Annotated in this window: 17 protein-coding genes; 10 read left to right on the top strand and 7 right to left on the bottom strand. The window is 75.1% G+C overall.

Annotated elements, in window-relative coordinates:
• Positions 1 to 4 precede the first annotated feature (4 nt).
• Entirely contained in the window at positions 5 to 790 is a 786-nt protein-coding gene (locus tag ACFVQZ_RS29010; protein WP_030494180.1) for a TSUP family transporter, read from the top strand.
• A gap of 10 nt (positions 791 to 800) precedes the next feature.
• Here the strand turns inward: ACFVQZ_RS29010 and ACFVQZ_RS29005 are convergent, their stop codons facing one another.
• From ACFVQZ_RS29005 to ACFVQZ_RS28990, 4 genes are all read right to left on the bottom strand, one after another.
• The gene (locus ACFVQZ_RS29005) at positions 801 to 1421 is read right to left on the bottom strand and encodes a class F sortase (RefSeq protein ID WP_383627582.1); all 621 of its coding nucleotides are present in this window, start codon (positions 1419 to 1421) and stop codon (positions 801 to 803) included.
• Positions 1422 to 1512: 91 nt separating this feature from the next.
• Positions 1513 to 2037: a hypothetical protein gene (locus ACFVQZ_RS29000; protein ID WP_030494182.1), complete on the bottom strand. Its 525-nt coding sequence runs from the start codon at positions 2035 to 2037 to the stop codon at positions 1513 to 1515.
• 375 nt (positions 2038 to 2412) lie between these two features.
• Positions 2413 to 3222 carry a sporulation protein gene (locus tag ACFVQZ_RS28995; protein WP_383627579.1) on the bottom strand — a complete coding sequence of 270 codons (810 nt, stop codon included), beginning with the start codon at positions 3220 to 3222 and terminating at the stop codon, positions 2413 to 2415.
• Positions 3223 to 3231: 9 nt separating this feature from the next.
• Complete coding sequence (locus ACFVQZ_RS28990) at positions 3232 to 4044, bottom strand: aminotransferase class IV (protein ID WP_383627576.1); 813 nt, start codon at positions 4042 to 4044, stop codon at positions 3232 to 3234.
• Between the two features lie 87 nt (positions 4045 to 4131).
• Between ACFVQZ_RS28990 and ACFVQZ_RS28985 the strand changes: the two genes are divergently transcribed.
• The 4 genes from ACFVQZ_RS28985 to cutA are packed head-to-tail and all read left to right on the top strand — an operon-like array spanning position 4132 to position 9075.
• Positions 4132 to 4743, top strand: a complete 612-nt coding sequence (locus tag ACFVQZ_RS28985) for an NADPH-dependent FMN reductase (RefSeq protein ID WP_383627573.1) — start codon at positions 4132 to 4134, stop codon at positions 4741 to 4743.
• An 11-nt stretch (positions 4744 to 4754) separates the two neighbouring features.
• Positions 4755 to 6491 carry an ABC transporter ATP-binding protein gene (locus ACFVQZ_RS28980; RefSeq protein WP_383627570.1) on the top strand — a complete coding sequence of 579 codons (1737 nt, stop codon included), beginning with the start codon at positions 4755 to 4757 and terminating at the stop codon, positions 6489 to 6491.
• On the top strand, positions 6488 to 8359 hold the full coding sequence (locus tag ACFVQZ_RS28975; RefSeq protein WP_383627567.1) for an ABC transporter ATP-binding protein: 1872 nt from the start codon (positions 6488 to 6490) through the stop codon (positions 8357 to 8359). The genes ACFVQZ_RS28980 and ACFVQZ_RS28975 overlap by 4 nt, the downstream gene beginning before the upstream one ends.
• On the top strand, positions 8356 to 9075 hold the full coding sequence (gene cutA, locus ACFVQZ_RS28970; RefSeq protein ID WP_383627565.1) for a divalent cation tolerance protein CutA: 720 nt from the start codon (positions 8356 to 8358) through the stop codon (positions 9073 to 9075). The genes ACFVQZ_RS28975 and cutA overlap by 4 nt, the downstream gene beginning before the upstream one ends.
• Here the strand turns inward: cutA and ACFVQZ_RS28965 are convergent, their stop codons facing one another.
• The 3 genes from ACFVQZ_RS28965 to ACFVQZ_RS28955 all read right to left on the bottom strand — a co-directional run bounded on the left by ACFVQZ_RS28965 (position 9076) and on the right by ACFVQZ_RS28955 (position 12696).
• Positions 9076 to 11163, bottom strand: coding sequence for a molybdopterin oxidoreductase family protein (locus ACFVQZ_RS28965; protein ID WP_383627562.1), 2088 nt, complete (start codon positions 11161 to 11163; stop codon positions 9076 to 9078).
• 73 nt (positions 11164 to 11236) lie between these two features.
• The gene (locus ACFVQZ_RS28960; protein ID WP_383627560.1) at positions 11237 to 11938 is read right to left on the bottom strand and encodes a vancomycin high temperature exclusion protein; all 702 of its coding nucleotides are present in this window, start codon (positions 11936 to 11938) and stop codon (positions 11237 to 11239) included.
• 35 nt (positions 11939 to 11973) lie between these two features.
• Positions 11974 to 12696 (bottom strand): aquaporin, encoded by a 723-nt coding sequence (locus ACFVQZ_RS28955; RefSeq protein WP_030498031.1) that lies wholly within the window; start codon positions 12694 to 12696, stop codon positions 11974 to 11976.
• A gap of 75 nt (positions 12697 to 12771) precedes the next feature.
• On the opposite strand from ACFVQZ_RS28955, the gene ACFVQZ_RS28950 reads away from it, so the two are divergent.
• From ACFVQZ_RS28950 to dnaG, 5 genes are all read left to right on the top strand, one after another.
• A complete protein-coding gene (locus ACFVQZ_RS28950; RefSeq protein WP_321193456.1) occupies positions 12772 to 13476 on the top strand; it encodes a hypothetical protein in 705 nt (234 codons plus the stop codon).
• 278 nt (positions 13477 to 13754) lie between these two features.
• Complete coding sequence (locus ACFVQZ_RS28945; RefSeq protein ID WP_051788435.1) at positions 13755 to 14546, top strand: sirohydrochlorin chelatase; 792 nt, start codon at positions 13755 to 13757, stop codon at positions 14544 to 14546.
• Between the two features lie 35 nt (positions 14547 to 14581).
• Positions 14582 to 15883, top strand: coding sequence for a deoxyguanosinetriphosphate triphosphohydrolase (locus tag ACFVQZ_RS28940; RefSeq protein WP_383627555.1), 1302 nt, complete (start codon positions 14582 to 14584; stop codon positions 15881 to 15883).
• Positions 15884 to 16011: 128 nt separating this feature from the next.
• Entirely contained in the window at positions 16012 to 17271 is a 1260-nt protein-coding gene (locus ACFVQZ_RS28935; protein WP_383627552.1) for an NAD(P)/FAD-dependent oxidoreductase, read from the top strand.
• Positions 17272 to 17300: 29 nt separating this feature from the next.
• Positions 17301 to 19205, top strand: a complete 1905-nt coding sequence (dnaG, locus tag ACFVQZ_RS28930) for a DNA primase (RefSeq protein WP_030498026.1) — start codon at positions 17301 to 17303, stop codon at positions 19203 to 19205.
• The last annotated feature ends 105 nt before the right edge of the window (positions 19206 to 19310 follow it).

Genomic DNA, 19310 nt, shown 5'->3' with positions numbered 1-19310 from the left:
CCGCATGCCCGAGATCACGCTCACCACCCTGGTCCTGCTGTGTCTGGCCGCGCTCGTCGCGGGCTGGATCGACGCCGTGGTCGGGGGAGGCGGGCTGCTGCTCCTGCCGGCGCTGCTGATCGCCTTCCCGAACGCGGCGAACGGCTACGTCCTCGGGACCAACAAGGCGGTCGCGATCGTGGGCACGACCGGCGCGGCCGTCACGTACGCGCGCAAGACGAAGGTGCCGGTGGGGACGGCGGTGCGGGTCGGGCTCGCGGCCCTCGCGGGCTCGTCGTTCGGCGCCCTGTTCGTGACCATGGTCAGCAAGGAGGTGCTGCGTCCGCTGATCATCGTCGTGCTGGTCGCGGTGGCCGCCTTCGTGATCCTGCGGCCGTCGTTCGGCGTGCGGGCGGAGGCGGACCGGGCGCCGCTCACCCGGGCCCGGATCGTCACGGCGATCGTCCTGGTGGGCGGCGGGATCGGCTTCTACGACGGTCTGTTCGGGCCCGGCACCGGCACCTTCCTGGTGCTCGCGCTGACCGCCGTGCTCCACCTGGACCTGGTGACGGCCTCCGCCACCGCCAAGATCGTCAACGTCTGCACCAACGCGGGCGCGCTCGTCACCTTCGCCCTGGCCGGCACGGTCTACTGGCAGCTGGCCGCCCTCATGGCGGCCTTCAACCTGGCGGGCGGGACGATCGGCGCCCGGATGGCGCTGAGCAAGGGCTCGGGGTTCGTCCGCGCGGTGCTGCTGGTGGTGGTCCTCGGCATGGTCGCCAAGCTGGGCTGGGACCAGTGGAGCGGCTGACCGGTCCGGCTCAGCGCACGCCGATGAGGTGCCCGAAGGCCACCACGTTCCCCTGGTAGCCGCCGCTCTTCGCGGAGAACCCGCCGCCGCAGGTGATCACGCGGAGCTCGGCGCGGTCGGTGGCGCCGTACACCTTCTCGTCGGGGAAGGCGTCGTTGTCGTACACCTCGACGGCGTCGACGGTGAAGACGGCGGTCCTGCCGTCCTCGCGGTCGATCTCGATCCGGTGGCCCTTCTTCAGGGCGCCGAGGGTGTAGAAGACGGCGGGGCCGCCGGCGTTGTCGACGTGGCCGGCGACGATCGCGGTGCCCTTGGCGCCGGGCGTGACGCCGTCCGCGTACCAGCCCGCCAGGTTGCGGTCCTCGGCGGGCGGCACCTCCAGGGCGCCCTTCGCGTCCAGGCCGAGCCGGGTCATGGGCGCGTCCACGTCGGTCTCCGGGATGCGCAGCCGCACCGGCGGCGACGACGGCAGCGGGTCGGCGGCGGCGTCGGTGTGCACGCTCGGCCCGGCGGCGAACGCCTGGGCGGCGGACGGGACGGGCGGGGTGACGTCCTCCGAGCCGTTCTGGACGAGCCAGAGGCCGACGCAGGCGGCCACCGCCAGGCCCCAGCCCTTGCTCCTGTTGCTCACGTCTGCCTTCCTCACGGGGGTGTCAGCGGGAAGGTCCCGCCCCCGGCCGGCCGTGTGCGGGAGCCGGGCGGGGGCGGGACGGGCGGTGTGATCAGTGGCCCTGGGCGCCGCTCGCCCGGCGCCGCATGAGCCACACACCGCCGACGGCAGTCGCGGCCAGCACCGCCGCGCCTGCCGTGACCTGGGCGGTGTCGGGGCCGATGCTGCCGCCGACACCGGTCTTGACGTGACCGCTGGGCTCGCGGTGCTTCACGGTCAGCTCGCCGCGGGCGGTCCGGCCGTTGTCGCAGGCGACGGCGATCCAGTGGGTGCCCGGCTTGGCGTGCTGGGGCAGCGTGAACTGCCCGACCACGACCTCCTTGTGGGTGCTGGGGCTCAGCTGGAACTCGCCGGCGCCGACCGAGTTCGCGTCGCCGACGCCGTGCCCGTTCTTGCCGCAGGCGAGGGTGTTCACGGTGACGGTGGTGCCGGGGGAGGCGGTGGAGGGGTAGATCTCCAGCGTCTGGGGGCGGCCGTCGTTCTCGTTCTCGTTCGCGTACGCCGTCGGCGCGGCGAAGGCGCCGAGCGCGACGACCGTCAGCGCGGTTCCGGTGAGCAGGCGGGCAGTGGGGCGCATGGTGGGGTTCCTCCGGGGCGCGCGGTCGTTCGGTCTTCCGTACGACCGAGGAAACGGCCCCGGCGCGCGCCCCGCCTGCTGATGGCGCGTCAGGATTGCTCCGTCCGATACGGCGCGTCGACTGGAATCACGGCGTTTCCGCAGGTCGGGGCGGGTTTCGCGGCGTCAGGTGGCGTGTCGTGCCGAACGGGTGAGCGGGGCCCGGAAGGGGGCCCGAGCGGGGCCCGGAGGAGGGTTCGAGCGGGGGCCCGGAGGAGGGGCCGGGCGGGGCCGAGAGGAGGGTTCGGGCGGGGCCCGGAGGAGGGGCCGAGCGGGGCCCGGGAGCCGAGCCCGTGAGGGCTCCCGGAGTGAGTCCGGCGGGCCCCGGGGCGTACGTCAGTCCTCGTCCGCCGGGTCGCCCTTGCCCCGCTTCATCGTGGCCAGCCGCTCCAGCCACTGCCGGGCGTCGGCGCCGAAGTCGCGGCTGCCGACCTCGTGGTGCGCGGCCACGAAGCGCAGGGCCTTCGGCTTCTTGTCCCAGTACGGGTCGGCGCCCTCCCGGAACCGGCGCAGGAAGATCTCGCAGCCGACCGCGTTGGTGTGGAAGGTCAGCTCCACCCGGGGCGCCCGGCCCTCCCCGCCCCGCCGGTCGGCGAGCCGGAAGCCCTGCCACAGGTAGAGGTGGTACTCGGCGCGGCCCGGCGGGGACTCGTGGACCCGGGAGCTCTCGAAGGCGTACCCCTCGGCCGCGAAGGCGTCGAGGACCGCCTCGTGCAGTGGCAGCGTCTCCACCCGCACCGGGTCCAGGTCCGTCGCCGCCTTGACCCCGACCGCCTCGACCTCGGTCCGGACGCCGATCGAGACGCCCAGCCGCTCGCCGCGCGACTCGTTCGGCGGGGTCTCCCACTTCAGTCGCTCGGAGAACGCGATGCGCCGCTCCTCGCCCTTCTTCAGCTCGAACCAGCCGCTCGCACTGGGATAGCAGAGGGTCGTGCCGTCGTCCGTGCCGTCGCCGTCGCCCTTGTGGTGGAGGGAGGCGTTGACGACCATCCGCATGCGTATCGACTCGATCTTCAGGTCGCGTTCGGGCGCGCGGACCACGACCTCGCCGCGCAGCCTGCCGCCCGGGCGGACCGGCTCGTCGGGGATGAGCGTGTCGATCTCCAGCGGAACCCCGCCGCCGCCGAAAAGTCTCTTGAACACCATGGGCGCAGGCTAGTCGGCGGAACCGCCCCCGTCACCGGAGACGATCATCTCGCCCGGCACCTCCGCGTAGGCGGCGAAGACCCGTGCCATCAGCGCCTCGTCGACCGGGTACGTCACCCCGTCGACGCCCGTCACCGGCGCGATCGTGCGCGAGTTCGCCGTGAACGCCGCCCGGAATCCCGGCAGTTCGGCGAGAGTGACGGGCCGGCGGACCGACGGCAGCCGGGGCTCCAGGAGCGCCATGGTGATCCCGGCGAGCTGCGGGGCCGCCGGCCACACCACCGAAGTGCCGTCCCAGAAGGCGACGTTGGCGACCGCGCCCTCGGCGACCTCGCCCTCCGGGGAGGTCAGCAGCGCGTCGTCGAACCCGGCCCGGCGCGCCGCGTCCCCGTGGTAGCGCTGCGCGAAGCCGCCCAGGTGCTTGAGGTGCGCCGCCGGCCGCAGGTAGCCGACGGACATCAGCCGCTGCGGGGCTCCCGGACCGTCGGGCGCGGCCTCCCGGACCGCGACGACCACCCGGACCCGGGGCCCGTCCTCGTACCCGTACACCCGCGCCGAGCAGTCCCGCCGGCCCGACGCCCGGACGGCCCGCGCCAGCAGGTCCCGGACCCGGTCGCCCGGCAGCGGCACGCCGAACAGCTCGCGGGTCGCGCCGTCGAGGCGGTCGAGGTGCAGGCCGAGGCCCTTCACCCGGCCGTCCCGCACCTGCATCGCGGTGAAGTGGCCGTAGCCGCCCATCACGGCGGCGAGCTGCCCGGGATCGGCGGCGGGGACCCCGTCGAGCTCGATGTGCACGGGCGCCGGGGAGGGTGTCGTCGTCATGGCCCCACGGTAGTCCCGGCGGCCCCGGCGAAGATCTTTTCGGCCGCGCTTGACCTCAACCAAACTTGAGGTACCACGCTTCTCGCCATGGACATCACGAACTCCGCCGCCGCCCAGGCCGCCGCCCCCCTGACCCTCGCCCTCGTCGTCGCCAGCGACCGCGAAGGCCGCTTCGCCCCCGTCATCGCCGACTGGTTCCGCACCCGCGTCGCCGAGCGCCCCGACTTCACCCTCACCGTCCTCGACCTCGCCGAGGTCCGCCTCCCCACCTCCCTCTCCTACGACCCCGACCCCGCCGTCCGCGCCGAACTCGCCCGCGTCACCCCCGTCCTGGAGGCCGCCGACGCGTACGTCGTCCTGACCCCGGAGTACAACCACTCCTTCCCCGCCTCCCTCAAGAACCTCATCGACCGCCACTACACCGAGTGGCGCGCCAAGCCCGTCGGCTTCGTCTCCTACGGCGGCATCTCCGGCGGCATCCGCGCCGTCGAGCAGCTCCGCCAGGTCTACGCCGAGATGCACGCCGTCACGGTCCGCGACGGCGTCGTCCTCCCCAACGCCCACGGCCTGTTCGACGACGACGGCTCCTTCAAGGACCCCACCGGCCCCGAGAACGGCGCCAAGCTCATGCTCGACCAGCTGGCCTGGTGGGGACGCGCCCTCAAGGACGCCAAGTCCCTCCGCCCGTACGCCGCCTGAGGAGCCCGGCCATGACCCTGCTGCGCCTCCTCGCCGGGCGGCTCCGGCCCCACCGCGCCCCCCTCGCCCTACTCGTCGTCCTCCAGCTCCTCCAGAGCCTCGCCTCCCTCACCCTGCCCGCCCTCAACGCCGGCGTCATCGACGAGGGCGTCCTCCGCGGCGACACCGGCCGCATCCTCTCCGGCGGCGCCGTCATGGCCGGCGTCACCCTCCTCCAGGCCGCCGCGGCCGTCGCCGTCACCTTCACCGCCGCCCGGATCGCCCTCGCCGTCGCCCGCGACCTGCGCTCCGAGGTCTTCCGCCGCATCCAGGACTTCTCCGCCCTGGAACGCGGACGCTTCGGCACCGCCTCCCTCATCACCCGCGCCACCAACGACGTCCAGCAGATCCAGACCTTCACCGTCCTCGTCCTCACCCTGCTGGTTGCCGCCCCGCTGCTGTGCGCCGGCGGACTCGCCATGGCCCTGCGCCAGGACGTGCCGCTCGCCCTCGTCCTGCTCCTCTTCGTCCCCGTCATGACCCTCGCCGTCGGCGCCGTCGTCCTCCGCATGCGCCCCCACTTCCGGGGCATGCAGGACCACCTCGACCGGGTCACCCGCGTCCTGCGCGAACAGATCACCGGCGTCCGGGTCGTCCGCGCCTTCGTCCGCGACCGCCACGAACGCGCCCGCTTCGCCGCCGCCAACGACGCCCTCCTCGACACCGGCCTGCGGGCCGGCCGGCTCCAGGCCGTCATGTACCCGGTCGTCCTGCTGATCTGGGAGGCCACCACGATCGTCCTCATCTGGGCCGGCGCCCACCGCATCGACTCCGGGGCCGTCCGGGCCGGCGCCCTCGTCGCCTTCCTCGGCTACCTCCTCCAGACCGCCATGTCCGTGATGATGGCGCTCTTCCTCCTCATGCACCTGCCCCGCGCCGAGGCCGGCGCCGCCCGCGTCCGCGAACTCCTCGGCACCGTCCCCGCCCTCACCCCGCCCGCCGATCCCGTCCGCACCCTCCCCGGAGCCGGCCGCCTCACCCTGGAGGACGTCGGCTTCCGCTACCCCGGCGCCGAGGAACCCGTCCTCAGCGGCGTCACCCTGCACGCCGCCCCCGGCGAGACCACCGCGATCATCGGCTCCACCGGCAGCGGCAAGTCCACCCTCCTCGGCCTCGTGCCCCGGCTCCTCCACGCCACCGACGGCCGGGTCCTCCTCGACGGCACCGACGTCCGCACCCTCGACCCCGCCCTCACCGCCGCCACCGTCGGCCTCGTCCCCCAGAAGCCCTACCTCTTCACCGGCACCATCGCCACCAACCTGCGGTACGGCCGCCCCGACGCCACCGACGACGAGCTGTGGCACGCCCTGGAGACCGCCCAGGCCGCCGACTTCGTCCGCGCCCTCGACGACGGCCTCGACGCCCCCGTCAGCCAGGGCGGCGCCAACCTCTCCGGCGGCCAGCGGCAGCGGCTCGCCATCGCCCGGGTCCTCGTCGCCCGCCCCCGCGTCTACCTCTTCGACGACTCCTTCTCCGCCCTCGACAACGCCACCGACGCCCGGCTCCGCGCCGCCCTGCGCCGCGAGACCGCCGGCGCCACCGTCCTCCTCGTCGCCCAGCGGGTCTCCACCATCCGCCACGCCGACCGGATCGTCGTCCTCGACCGGGGCCGCGCCGTCGGCACCGGCACCCACGACGAACTCCTCGCCACCAGCCCCACCTACCGGGAGATCGTCCGCTCCCAGCCCACCGAGGAGGCCGCCGCGTGACCACCGCCACCGCACCCCGCCCCACCGCCCCCGCCCGCCGCGGCCCCGCCCCCCAGCCGGGCGGCGGGCCCGGCGCCCCCGGCACCCCCTCCCTCGAACGCTCCCTCCACTTCCGCGCCTCCGCCGTCCGCCTGCTGCGCACCCTCGCCCCCGACCGCGCCCCGCTCACCGCCGCCCTCGCCACCGGCGCCGCCGCCGTCGGCCTCACCGTCCTCACCCCGCTCCTCCTCGGCCGCGCCACCGACCTCGTCCTCACCGGCGCCGCCGGCCCGCACGGCGTCGACTTCCCCGCCGTCGCCCGCCAGCTCTCCGCCGCCGGCGCCGCCGTCGCCGGCGCCTCCCTGCTCACCTGGGGCCAGCAGCGGCTCGTCACCGACGTCGCCCAGCGGGCCGGCCACCGCCTCCGCGCACGCGCCCAGCACAAGCTGGCCCGGCTGCCCCTCGGCTACCTCGACGGCCAGCCCCGCGGCGAGGTCCTGTCCCGCGTCACCAACGACGTCGACAACGTCACCCAGACCCTCCAGCAGGCCCTCAACCAGATGATCCGGGCCGTGCTCACCCTCCTCGGGGTGCTCGCGATGATGCTCTGGATCTCCCCGGTCCTCGCCCTCGTCGCCCTCGGCACCGTGCCCGTCTCCCTCGGCCTCGCCGCCCTCGTCGCCCGCCGCGCCCAGCCCCAGTTCGCCCGCCAGTGGGCGGTCACCGGCCGGCTCGGCGCCCACACCGAGGAGACCGTCACCGGCCACACCGAGGTCGTCGCCTTCGGCCGCCGCGACGAGGCCGTCCGCCGCTTCGACGAGCTCGGCGACGAGCTGTACCGGGCGGGGCTGCGCGCCCAGGTCGTCTCCGGCCTCGTCCAGCCCGCCGTCACCCTCGTCGGCAACCTCACCTACGTCCTCATCGCCGTCCTCGGCGGACTGAAGGTCGCGAGCGGCACCCTGACCGTCGGCGACGTCCAGGCCTTCGTCCAGTACTCGTACGAGTTCAACGGCCCCGTCAACCAGGTCGCCGCCATGGCCGCCCTGCTCCAGTCCGGCATCGCCTCCGCCGAGCGGGTCTTCGACCTCCTCGACGCCGACGAGGAGAGCCCCGCCCCCGCCGCCCCCGAGAAGCCCGCCCGGCTCCGCGGCCGGGTCGTCCTCGACCGCGTCTCCTTCCGCTACGACCCCGGCCGGCCGCTCCTGGAGGACGTCTCCCTCACCGTCGAACCCGGCCGCACCGTCGCCCTCGTCGGCCCCACCGGCGCCGGCAAGACCACCCTCGTCAACCTGCTGCTCCGGTTCCACGAGCCCACCGGCGGCCGGATCCTCCTCGATGGCACCGACACCGCCCGGATGGACCGCGAGGAGCTGCGCTCCGGCATCGGCATGGTCCTCCAGGACACCTGGCTGTTCGGCGGCACCATCGCCGACAACATCGCCTACGGCGTCCCCGGCGAGGTCTCCCGCGAGCGGATCACCGCCGCCGCCGAGGCCGTCCACGCCGACCGGTTCATCCGCACCCTCCCCGACGGGTACGACACCGTCCTCGACGAGGACGGCGGCGGCCTCAGCGCCGGCGAACGGCAGCTCGTCACCCTCGCCCGCGCCTTCCTCGCCGACCCGGTGATCCTCGTCCTCGACGAGGCCACCAGCTCCGTCGACACCCGCACCGAACTCCACGTCCAGCGGGCCATGTCCGCCCTGCGCGCCGGCCGCACCAGCTTCGTCGTCGCCCACCGGCTCTCCACCATCCGGGACGCCGACACCATCGTCGTCATGGACGGCGGCCGCATCGCCGAGCAGGGCACTCACGAGGAACTCCTCGCCGCCGGAGGGGCGTACGCCCGGCTGCACGCGGCCCAGTTCGCCCCTACCGTGGAGGGGTGATCGTCACCGTCCGCACCACCACCGACGCCCGCGCCAAGGCCGACGCCCTGGCGCGCGGCGCCGTCGAGGCCCGGCTCGCCGCCTGCGCGCAGATCTCCGGCCCCGTCACCTCCGTCTACCACTGGCGGGGCGCGATCGAGACCACCGAGGAGTGGGAGGTGGTCCTCAAGACCACCGAGGCCCGCTACCCGGCCCTGGAGGCCCACCTCCTCGCCGCCCACGACTACGAGACGCCCGAGATCCTCGCCACCCGGGTCACCCGGGTCGCCGAGCGGTACGCCCGCTGGGTCGAGGAGGAGACGAGCGGCGGCCCCGACGCGGCGGACCTGCCCCAGGAGGAGCGGCCGTTCTTCGTGTACGGGACGCTGCGCCCCGGCGGCTACAACCACGACCGGTTCCTCGCCGGCCGGATCGGCACCGAGGCCGCCGCCGTGCTGCCCGGCGCCGTCCTGCACGACGGACCCGGCTACCCGTACGTCGTCCCGCAGGCCGGCGGCCGGGTGGTCGGCTCCCTCCTCACCCCGTCGCCCGGCGACTACGGCGCCCTGTTCGGCCTGCTCGACCGCCTGGAACTGCCCGTCGGCTACGAGCGCACGGCCATGGACGTGATCCGCACGGAGGACGGGGCCACGGTCTCCGCCTGGGTCTTCGTCGCCGCCCCGGACGCCCCCCTCGGCCCGGTCATCGAGAGCGGCGACTGGTTCGACCGCCCCTGATCACTCCCGTACCGGCTCCAGCCGCACCGCGCACACCTTGAACTCGGGCATCCGGGAGACCGGGTCGAGCGCCGGGTTCACCAGGGTGTTCGCCCGGCCCTCCCCGTACCAGTGGAACGGCATGAAGACGGTGTCCGGGCGGATCGCCCCGGTGATCCGGGCCGGTGCCACCGCCCGCCCGCGCCGCGACACCACCGCGACCGGCTCGCCCTCCGCGACCCCCAGCCGGTCCGCGAGCCGCGGGTGCAGCTCCACGAACGGGCCGGGCGCGGCGGCGTTCAGCTCCGCCACCCGCCGGGTCTGCGCCCCGGACTGGTACTGGGAGACGACCCGGCCGGTGGTGAGGACCACCGGGTACTCGGCGTCGGTCTCCTCGGCGGCCGGCCGGTGCGTCACCGGCACGAACCGGGCCCGCCCGTCGGCGGTCGCGAAGCGGTCCAGGAACAGCCGGGGCGTGCCCGCGTGCCCCTCGTCGGGGCAGGGCCAGAAGACGCCCTGCTCCTCCTCGATCCGCCGGTAGCTGATGCCCGAGTAGTCGGCGGGCCCGCCGGCCGAGGCCCGCCGCAGCTCGCCGAAGACCTCCTCCGGGTCGGTGGGGAAGCCCTTCTCCCAGCCGAGCAGCCCGGCGAGCGCGTGCAGCACCTCCAGGTCGGTGCGGACCCCGTCCGGCGGGGTGAGGGCGCGGCGGCGCAGCAGCACCCGCCCCTCCAGGTTGGTCATGGTGCCGGTCTCCTCGGCCCACTGGGTCACCGGCAGCACCACGTCGGCGAGGGCGGCGGTCTCGGAGAGCACCACGTCGGCGACGGCGAGGAAGTCGAGCGACCGCAGCCGCTCCTCGACGTGGGCGGCGCGCGGCGCGGAGACGACCGGGTTGGAGCCCATGAGGAGCAGCGACCTCACCTCGCCGCCGAGCGCGTCGAGGAGTTCGTAGGCGCTGCGCCCCGGCCCCGGCAGGGTCTCGGGGGCGACGCCCCACACGCCGGCGACGTGGGCGCGGGCGGCGGGGTCGTCGAGCTTGCGGTAGCCGGGCAGCTGGTCGGCCTTCTGGCCGTGCTCCCGGCCGCCCTGGCCGTTGCCCTGGCCGGTGAGGCAGCCGTAGCCGGAGAGCGGCCGGCCGGCCCGCCCGGTGGCGAGGCACAGGTTGATCCAGGCGCCGACGGTGTCGGTGCCCTTGGACTGCTGCTCGGGGCCGCGCGCGGTCAGCACCATGGAGTTCTCGGCGTCGCAGAACAGCGCGACCGCCGCGCGCAGGTCCGGCACCGGGACGCCGGTGATCCGCTCGACGTGCTCCGGCCAGTGGGCCATCGCCCCGGCGCGGGCGGCCTCCCAGCCGGTGGTGCGCGCGGCGACGAACTCCTCGTCGACGCGGCCCTCGGCGACCACCAGGTGCAGCAGGCCGAGGGCGAGCGCGAGGTCGGTGCCGGGGCGGGGGGCGAGGTGGAGGTCGGCCTGTTCGGCGGTGCGGGTGCGGCGCGGGTCGACGACGATCAGCTTCCCGCCGTTCTCCTTCAGCTCGGTGAGGTAGCGCAGCGCGGGCGGCATGGTCTCGGCCAGGTTGGAGCCGACGAGGATCACGCACCCCGTCCGGGGGATGTCCTCCAGCGGGAAGGGCAGGCCCCGGTCGAGGCCGAAGGCCCGCTGGTGGGCGGCGGCGGCCGAGGACATGCAGAAGCGCCCGTTGTAGTCGATCTGCGAGGTGGCGAGGACGAGCCGGGCGAACTTGCCGAGCGCGTACGCCTTCTCGTTGGTGAGCCCGCCGCCGCCGAAGACCCCCACCGCGTCGGGACCGTGGCCGGCGCGGGTCCGGCGCAGTCCTTCGGCGACGGCGGCGAGCGCCTCCTCCCAGGAGGCCGGTTCGAGCGCCCCGGAGTCGGGGCGGCGGACCAGGGGCTCGGTGAGCCTGACCCGGGAGGAGAGTACGGCGGGGGCGGTGCGGCCCTTGCCGCACAGGGCACCCCGGTTGACCGGGAAGTCGGTCCGCTCGACCACCTCGGCGGGCAGCTCCGCCGTGCCGGTCGGGCGGAGCCGCATGCCGCACTGCAGGGCGCAGTAGGGGCAGTGGGTGGGGACAGCGGTGACGTCGGACATGCCGCCCAGCGTGCGGCGCGCGTGTTACGGACGGGGGCGCCGCGTATTACGGGCGCGGTGCTCTCCGCTCAGGTCAGCGGACGGCGGCGGGTGAGGCGACGGCGGTGCGGACGCCGCCCGCCAGGGCCTCGGCGACGCCGGTCTCGCGCGGGCCGAGGAAGCGCGGGTCGGGACGGACGGCCGCGTCGAGGGCGGCCTTGCCGGCGGCGGCGAGCTCCCGGACGGTGCCGTAGTACCAGGTGGCGTCCCGGGGTTCGGCGACCCCGACGCCGTACGCGTCCACCCCGGCCCGCGCGCACAGGGCGACGGCCCGCTTGATGTGGAAGTCCTGGGTGACGAGGACGGCCCGGTCGACGCCGAAGATCTCCCGGGCGCGCACGCAGCTGTCCCAGGTGTCGAAGCCGGCGTGGTCGCTGACGACCTTGCCGTCCGGGACGCCCCGGGCGGCGAGGTAGGCGCGCATGGCGCCGGGCTCGTCGTACTCGGTGCGGCTGTTGTCGCCGGTGACGAGGAGGACCTTCACCTTGCCGGTGCGGTACAGCTCGGCGGCGGTGTCGAGCCGGTGCGCGAGGTACGGGGTCGGGCGCCCGTTCCAGAGGCCGGCGCCGAAGACGACGGCGACGTCCCGGGCGGGCACGTCGGCGGTCGTGCGGAGCCGGCCGGCGGCGGCCGTGTGCATCCAGGTCGCGGGGAGCAGCGCGAGGACGGCGGCGGCCATCACGGCCTGGACGGCGCGGCGGCGGCCCCGGACGGTGCGGGGGAACCGGACCTGCATCGGCGGGGCCTCCGGGTGGGTCGGGGAGAGGGCGGTCACCCCGTTCGACGCGCTGCGGCGGGCTCCGGTTCGGCGGCGGCCCGGGACGTGCCGTAGAGCACACCGGCGAGGCCCATGCCGAGCAGCATCCCGAGGAGCTGGGCGGCGGCGTAGGCGGGCACCGAGGCGGGGGCGATGCCGGTGAACGAGTCGGTCAGCGACCGGCCGACGGTGGCCGCCGGGTTGGCGAAGGAACCGGAGGAGGTGAACCAGATCGCCGCGCCGATGTAGCCGGCGACCGCGACGGGGGCCAGCTGGGGGCGGCCGATGTGCCGCAGGCCCTGGACGACGAGGACGAGCCCGGCGGTGGCGACCGCCTCGCCGAGCAGCAGGTGGAGGGCGGCGCGCGGCTCGGTGGACCAGGAGCCGGGCGGGCGGCCGAACATCGCCTCGGCGAGCAGCGCCCCGGCGACGGCACCGGCCACCTGGGCGGCGACGTAGGCGAGGACCTCGTGGCCGCCCTGCTCGCGGCGGCGGCCCCACCACTCGGAGAGGGTGACGACCGGGTTGAAGTGGGCGCCGGACAGCGGCCCGAGGAGTGCGATGAGCAGCCCGAGGCCGAGGGCGGAGGCGGTGGCGTTGGCGAGCAGCCGGACGCCGATGTCCTGGCTGAGGGAGTCGGCGCGGAGGCCGGAGCCGACGATCACGGCGACGAGGGCGGCGGTGCCGGTGAACTCGGCGGCGGCGCGCCGGGGGAGCGACGCGGGGGACATTCTCATAATGGAAAAGATATTCCGTGATTCGGAACGAAAAAAGAGGGGAGGAGAGGGGTGCGGCTTCCGTACGATCCGGCGGTGACCGACGAAGAGATGCTGACCGCCGCCGTGCGGAACAACGCCGCCTGGTGCCACGCGATGAGCCGGGCCCACGGCCTCACCGGTGCCTTCGGCCCCCGGGCCTGGACCAGCCCCCGCCGCACCCCGCTCTACTACCCCGACGGCGTCTCCCTCACGGCCGACGCGACCGCCGCCGACGTCCTCGCGGGCGTCGACCGCACCGCCGGCGCCTCCGTCAAGGACTCGTACGCCCGCCTCGACCTCGCCCCCGAGGGCTTCCGGCCGCTCTTCGACGCCACCTGGATCGGCCGCCCCGCGGGCGTCCCCGCCGCCACCCCCGGGGGAGCGGCCGACTGGATCCGGATCGACACCCCCGACGCGCTCGCCGCCTGGGCGCTCGCCTGGAGCGGCGGCGACGCCGGCGCCGCGGACCTCTTCCGCCCGGCCCTCCTCGGCGACCCGGCCGTCACCGTCGTCGCCGTCCCCGGACCCGGCGGGCGGATCCTCGGCGGAGCCGTCCTCTCCACCGGCGCCGGCGCCACCGGCGTCTCCAACCTCTTCGCCGCCGACGGCACCGAGCCCGCCGCCGTCTGGGCCGCCGCCCTCGCCGCCGCCGACCCCGCCCTCCCCGTCGTCGGCTACGAGTCCGGCGACGACCTGACCGCCGCCCGCGCCGCCGGCTTCGCCGACCTCGGCCCGCTCCGGATCTGGCTCGCCGCCTGACGCCCGGCGCCCACGCGCGCGCGTGCTGACACCCGTCCGCCCGCGCGCGTGAGCCCGGCGAAACACCCGCGCGCCGGGCCCGGAAACGAGCCGTGACCGGCGCGCAACGGCGAGGCAACGTGCCGCCGCCAGGATCGGTCCATGACGGAGCCGGACAGCACGTTCGCGGACGCCGCCGGCCTGCTGGGCCGGATCGTGGACCAGCTCGGACTCCAGCTCCGCCGGGTGCGTCCGTACGCCCGCCCGGCGGAGAAGACCGAGCAGGAGGTACCCCGACCGTGCAGACCCCCAGCGCCCCCGTCCCCTCGCCCGTCCCCGCCCCCGTTCTCGTCGCCGTCGGCCACGGCAGCCGCGACCCCCGCGCGCGTGCCGCCCTCGCCCGGCTCCTCGACCGGGTCCGCGAGCTCCGCCCCGGCCTCGACGTCCGCCTCGCCCACATCGAGCTGAACGCCCCGCTTCTCGACACGACGCTCGCCGCGCTCGCCGCCGAGGGCCGCGAGGCCGTCCTCGTCCCGCTCCTCCTCGCCCCCGGCTACCACGTCACCCACGACCTGCCCGCCGCCCTCGCCGCCGTCCCCGGCCTCCGCGCCCGCGCCGCCGCCCCCCTCGGCCCCCACCCGCTGCTCGCCGAGGCCCTCGCCGACCGGCTCGCCGAGGCCGGCTGGACCCCCGCCGACTCCGCCGCGCGCACCACCGGCGTCGTCCTCGCCTCCGCCGGCTCCCGCGACCCCCGCTCCGCCGCCACCCTCCGCCGGATCGCCGCCGCCCTCGCCGACCGCCTCGACGGCACCCCCGTCCTCGCCGCGTACGCCTCCGCCGCCGCCCCCACCGTCCCCGAGGCCGTCGCCGCCCTCACCGCCCGCGGCCGGCACCGGATCGCCGTCGCCTCCTGCTTCACCGCCCCCGGCCTCTTCGCCGCCCGCGCCGCCGCCCACGCCCCCTGGATCGCCGCCGACCCGCTCGGCGCCCACCCCGCCCTCGCCCGCCTCGTTCTGCACCGCTACGACGGTGCCGCCCGGGCCCGCACCGGCCGCACCGCCACCCCCGCGCGGGAACCCGCGTCCATCTGAACCCTTTTGTCGGTCCCTCCGGTTACCGTCGAGACATGGCAGGCTACGACGGCACCAGCGAGACCCCCGGGTACGACCCGACCGCCACCGAGCGCTGGGCCGCCGAGCCCGACAAGCGCCCCGGCCGCACCGCCTTCCAGCGCGACCGCGCCCGCGTGCTGCACTCCGCCGCCCTGCGCAGGCTCGCCGGGAAGACCCAGGTCGTCACCCCCGGCACCCGCGGCCACTCCTGGGACGCCAGCCCCCGCACCCGGCTCACCCACTCCCTCGAATGCGCCCAGGTCGGCCGCGAGCTCGGCGCCGCCCTCGGCTGCGACCCCGACCTCGTCGAAGCCGCCTGCCTCTCCCACGACATGGGCCACCCGCCCTTCGGGCACAACGGCGAACAGGCGCTCAACGACGTCGCCAAGGACTGCGGCGGCTTCGAGGGCAACGCCCAGTCCCTCCGCCTCCTCACCCGCATCGAACCCAAGCGCTTCGTCCCCGGCCCCGACGGCGAACCCGTCCCCGTCGGCCTCAACCTCACCCGCGCCGCCCTCGACGCCGCCACCAAGTACCCCTGGCCGCGCGGCGACCACCCCACCGACCCCGGCTCGTCCAAGTTCGGGGTGTACGAGGACGACCAGCCCGTCTTCGAGTGGATCCGGCGCGGCGCCCCCGAGCAGCGCAAGTGCTTCGAGGCCGAGGTCATGGACTGGTCCGACGACGTCGCCTACTCCGTCCACGACTTCGAGGACGGCCTGCACGCCGGCCACATCGACCCCAACCTCCTCTACGCCGAACCCGAGCGCGCCGACGTCTTCGCCGTCGCCATCGGCCGCTACGTCCCCGAGGACACCGACCCCGCCGAACTCGCCGAAGCCCTCGACCGGCTCATGGAGCAGAGCTGGTGGCCGCACGGCTACGACGGCTCCGCCGCCGCCCAGGCCCGCCTCAAGGACGCCACCAGCCAGCTCATCGGCCGCTTCTGCCTCGCCGCCGAGGGCGCCACCCGGCAGGCGTACGGCTCCGGCCGCCTCACCCGCTACGGCGCCGAACTCGTCGTCCCCCGCTCCGCCCGCAACGAGTGCGCCGTCCTCAAGGCCGTCGCCGACCGGTACGTCATGCAGCGCGCCGAACAGGAGGCGCTCCGCGCCGACCAGCGGATCGTCGTCGCCGAACTCGCCGAGGCGCTCGTCGCCCGCGCCCCCGACGGACTCGAACCGCAGTTCCGCGCCCTGTTCGCCGCCGCGCCCGACGACCGTTCCCGCATGCGGGTGATCGTCGACCAGATCGCCAACCTCACCGACGCCTCCGCCCGCGCCCTCCACCACCGCCTCCGGACCCCGCGCGCCTAGGCGCCGTGCGCCCCCTTCCGCCTTCCGGCGCCGTGCGGGACCCTCGCATGCACGTCCAGGGGCGCTGCCGCCCGGCCCCGGCTCGGGGGCGTAGCGTAGAGAACCGGTCGCAACGAGGAGGAATCAACGTGGTCGACGCAGATCAGACCTTTGTCATCGTCGGCGGGGGCCTGGCCGGCGCCAAGGCGGCGGAGACGCTCCGCGCGGAGGGCTTCAACGGCCGGGTGATCCTCATCGGCGACGAACGCGACCACCCCTACGAACGACCCCCGCTCTCCAAGGGCCTCCTCCTCGGCAAGAAGGACCGGGACGCCGCCCTCGTCCACGAGCCCGGCTGGTACGCCGCCCACGACGTCGAGCTCCACCTCGGCCAGACCGTCACCGCGATCGACCGGGACGACCGCACCGTCCGCCTCGGCGACGGCACCGCCCTCCGCTACGACAAGCTGCTCCTCGCCACCGGCTCCGAGCCGCGCCGCCTGGACGTCCCCGGCACCGGCCTCGCCGGCGTCCACCACCTGCGCCGCCTCTCCCACGCCGAGCGGCTCCGCGACGAGCTCAAGGCCCTCGGCCGGGACAACGGGCACCTGGTGATCGCCGGCGCCGGCTGGATCGGCCTGGAGGTCGCCGCCGCCGCCCGCACCTACGGCGCCGAGGTCACCGTCGTCGAGTACGAGCCGACCCCGCTCCACCGCGTCCTCGGCCCCGAGCTCGGCCAGCTCTTCGCCGACCTCCACACCGGGCACGGCGTCCGCTTCCACTTCGGCGCCCGCATCACCGAGATCACCGGCCAGGACGGCATGGTCCTCGCCGTCCGCACCGACGACGGCGAGGAGCACCCCGCCCACGCCGTCCTCGTCGCCGTCGGCGCCGCCCCCCGCGCCGCCCTCGCCGAGAACTCCGGCCTCGCCCTCGTCGACCGCGCCGACGGCGGCGGCATCGCCGTCGACGCCTCGCTGCGCACCTCCGACCCCGACATCTACGCCGCCGGCGACGTCGCCGCCTTCGACCACCCCTTCCTCCACCACCGCATCCGCGTCGAGCACTGGGCCAACGCCCTGAACGGCGGCCCCGCCGCCGCCCGCGCCATGCTCGGCCAGGACGTCTCCTACGACCGGATCCCGTACTTCTTCACCGACCAGTACGACCTCGGCATGGAGTACTCCGGCTGGGCGCCCCCGGGCTCGTACGACCAGGTCGTGGTCCGCGGCGACACCGGCAAGCGCGAGTTCATCGCCTTCTGGCTCAAGGACGGCCGGGTGATCGCCGGGATGAACGTGAACGTGTGGGACGTCACAGAGCCGATCCAGCGGCTCATCCGCTCCCGCGCCCAGGTCGACACCGACACCCTCTGCGACGCGTCCGTGCCCCTGGACAGCCTGCTCTGACACGTACGGGCGAGCCGTAGACTCTACGCGTGGCAGGCAGGATCAACGATGACGACGTGAAGGCGGTCCGGGACGCGGTCCCGATCGACTCCGTGGTGTCCGAGTACCTCCAGCTCCGCAACGCCGGCGGCGGGAACCTCAAGGGACTCTGCCCCTTCCACGACGAGAAGTCGCCCTCCTTCCAGGTCAGCCCCAGCAAGGGACTCTTCCACTGCTTCGGCTGCCAGGAGGGCGGCGACACCATCGCCTTCGTGATGAAGATCGACCACCTCTCCTTCTCGGAGACCGTCGAGCGCCTCGCCGCGAAGGCCGGCATCACCCTCCGCTACGAGGAGGGCGGCTACAACCCCGGCCACCAGCGCGGCGAGCGCATCCGCCTGATCGAGGCCCACAAGATCGCCGCCGAGTATTACGCCGGCCAACTCGCCTCCCCCGAGGCCGAGATCGGCCGCCGGTTCCTCGCCGAGCGCGGCTTCGACCAGGCCGCCGCCGAGCACTTCGGCGTCGGCTACTCCCCGGCCGGCTGGGACCACCTCACCCGCTTCCTGCGCGGCAAGGGCTTCTCCGACCGCGAGCTGATCGTCTCCGGCCTCTCCCAGGAAGGCCGCCGCGGCCCCATCGACCGCTTCCGCGGCCGTCTCATGTGGCCCATCCGGGACGTCGGCGGCGAGATCGTCGGCTTCGGCGCCCGCCGCCTGCGCGAGGACGACAACGGCCCCAAGTACCTCAACACCCCCGAGACCCCGGTCTACAAGAAGTCCCAGGTCCTCTACGGCATCGACCTCGCCAAGAAGGAGATCGCCAAGACCAGCCGGGCCGTCGTCGTCGAGGGCTACACCGACGTCATGGCCTGCCACCTGGCCGGCGTCACCACCGCCATCGCCACCTGCGGCACCGCGTTCGGCGGCGAGCACATCAAGATCCTCCGCCGGCTCCTCATGGACAACGGCTCGGCCCGCGTGATCTTCACCTTCGACGGCGACGCCGCCGGCCAGAAGGCCGCCCTGCGCGCCTTCGAGGACGACCAGAAGTTCGCCGCCGAGACGTACATCGCGATCGCCCCCGACGGCATGGACCCCTGCGAGCTGCGCCTCGCCAAGGGCGACGACGCCGTCGCCGACCTCGTCGAGCCCCGCACCCCCCTCTTCGAGTTCGCCCTCCGCCAGATCGTGAACCGCTACGACCTGGACACCCCGGCGGGGCGGGCCGCCGCCCTCGACGAGGCCGCCCCGATCGTCGCCAAGATCAAGAACGTGGCCTCCCAGCACGAGGTCGCCGTCCAGCTCGCCGGCCTCGTCGGCATCCTCGACACCCAGTTCGTCGTCCGCCGGGTCGCCCAGATCGCCCGCTGGCAGCGCGGCGGCGGAAAGGACCAGGGCGGCCCCCCGCGCGGCGACGCACGGCGGCAGCAGCGCTCGTACGGCGAGGTCCAGGCCCCCAGCGGCCCCGCCGGTCCCGCGCTCAACCTGCGCAGCCCCGCCCACCGCACCGAGCGCGAACTGCTCAAGCTCGCCCTCCAGTACCCGGCGCTCGTCTCCCCGGCCTTCGACGCCTACGGCATCGACGAGTTCACCGCCCCGCCCTACGCCGCCGTCCGCCAGTGCATCCAGGACGCCGGCGGCGCCGACGGCGCCCCCGCCGACTACCTCGACGCCGTCCGCGAGGCCGCGCCCGACGACACCGTCCGCGCCCTCGTCACCGAACTCGCCGTCGAGACCGTCTTCGCCAAGACCGTCGACGAGGTGTACGCCGGCGCCCAGCTGGTCCAGGTCCGGCTCCGGGCCGTCGACCGGCGCATCCGCGACGTCCAGGGCACCCTCGCCCGGCTCGGCGCCCACGGCGACCCCGAACGGCTCGCCGCCGTGCAGAACGAGCTGTGGGTCCTCACCCAGTACGGCCAGTCCCTCCGCAACCACGGCGCCGCCGCCCTCTGAGGCACGTTCGGTCACGGACCGGACTCAAAAAGTCACCGCACGCCCCTCGTGGCGGCGATGTGTCGTACCCCACACTGGGCGGGGTGACGGAGCCGTTCCGCCCTT

It is taken from the genome of Streptomyces sp. NPDC057854, assembly GCF_042797055.1.
Taxonomy (GTDB): domain Bacteria; phylum Actinomycetota; class Actinomycetes; order Streptomycetales; family Streptomycetaceae; genus Streptomyces.
The sequence above is the reverse complement of the archived record's forward strand: the minus strand, read 5'-3'. Positions and strand labels throughout refer to the sequence as shown.

Coding starts and splice junctions, on each gene's coding strand:
- ACFVQZ_RS28995 (WP_383627579.1), bottom strand. CDS start 3,222: ATGGTGTTCAAGAGACTTTTCGGCGGCGGCGGGGTTCCGCTGGAGATC.
- ACFVQZ_RS28990 (WP_383627576.1), bottom strand. CDS start 4,044: ATGACGACGACACCCTCCCCGGCGCCCGTGCACATCGAGCTCGACGGG.
- ACFVQZ_RS29000 (WP_030494182.1), bottom strand. CDS start 2,037: ATGCGCCCCACTGCCCGCCTGCTCACCGGAACCGCGCTGACGGTCGTC.
- ACFVQZ_RS28940 (WP_383627555.1), top strand. CDS start 14,582: ATGGCAGGCTACGACGGCACCAGCGAGACCCCCGGGTACGACCCGACC.
- ACFVQZ_RS28980 (WP_383627570.1), top strand. CDS start 4,755: ATGACCCTGCTGCGCCTCCTCGCCGGGCGGCTCCGGCCCCACCGCGCC.
- ACFVQZ_RS28965 (WP_383627562.1), bottom strand. CDS start 11,163: ATGTCCGACGTCACCGCTGTCCCCACCCACTGCCCCTACTGCGCCCTG.
- ACFVQZ_RS28960 (WP_383627560.1), bottom strand. CDS start 11,938: ATGCAGGTCCGGTTCCCCCGCACCGTCCGGGGCCGCCGCCGCGCCGTC.
- ACFVQZ_RS29010 (WP_030494180.1), top strand. CDS start 5: ATGCCCGAGATCACGCTCACCACCCTGGTCCTGCTGTGTCTGGCCGCG.
- ACFVQZ_RS28985 (WP_383627573.1), top strand. CDS start 4,132: ATGGACATCACGAACTCCGCCGCCGCCCAGGCCGCCGCCCCCCTGACC.
- ACFVQZ_RS28955 (WP_030498031.1), bottom strand. CDS start 12,696: ATGAGAATGTCCCCCGCGTCGCTCCCCCGGCGCGCCGCCGCCGAGTTC.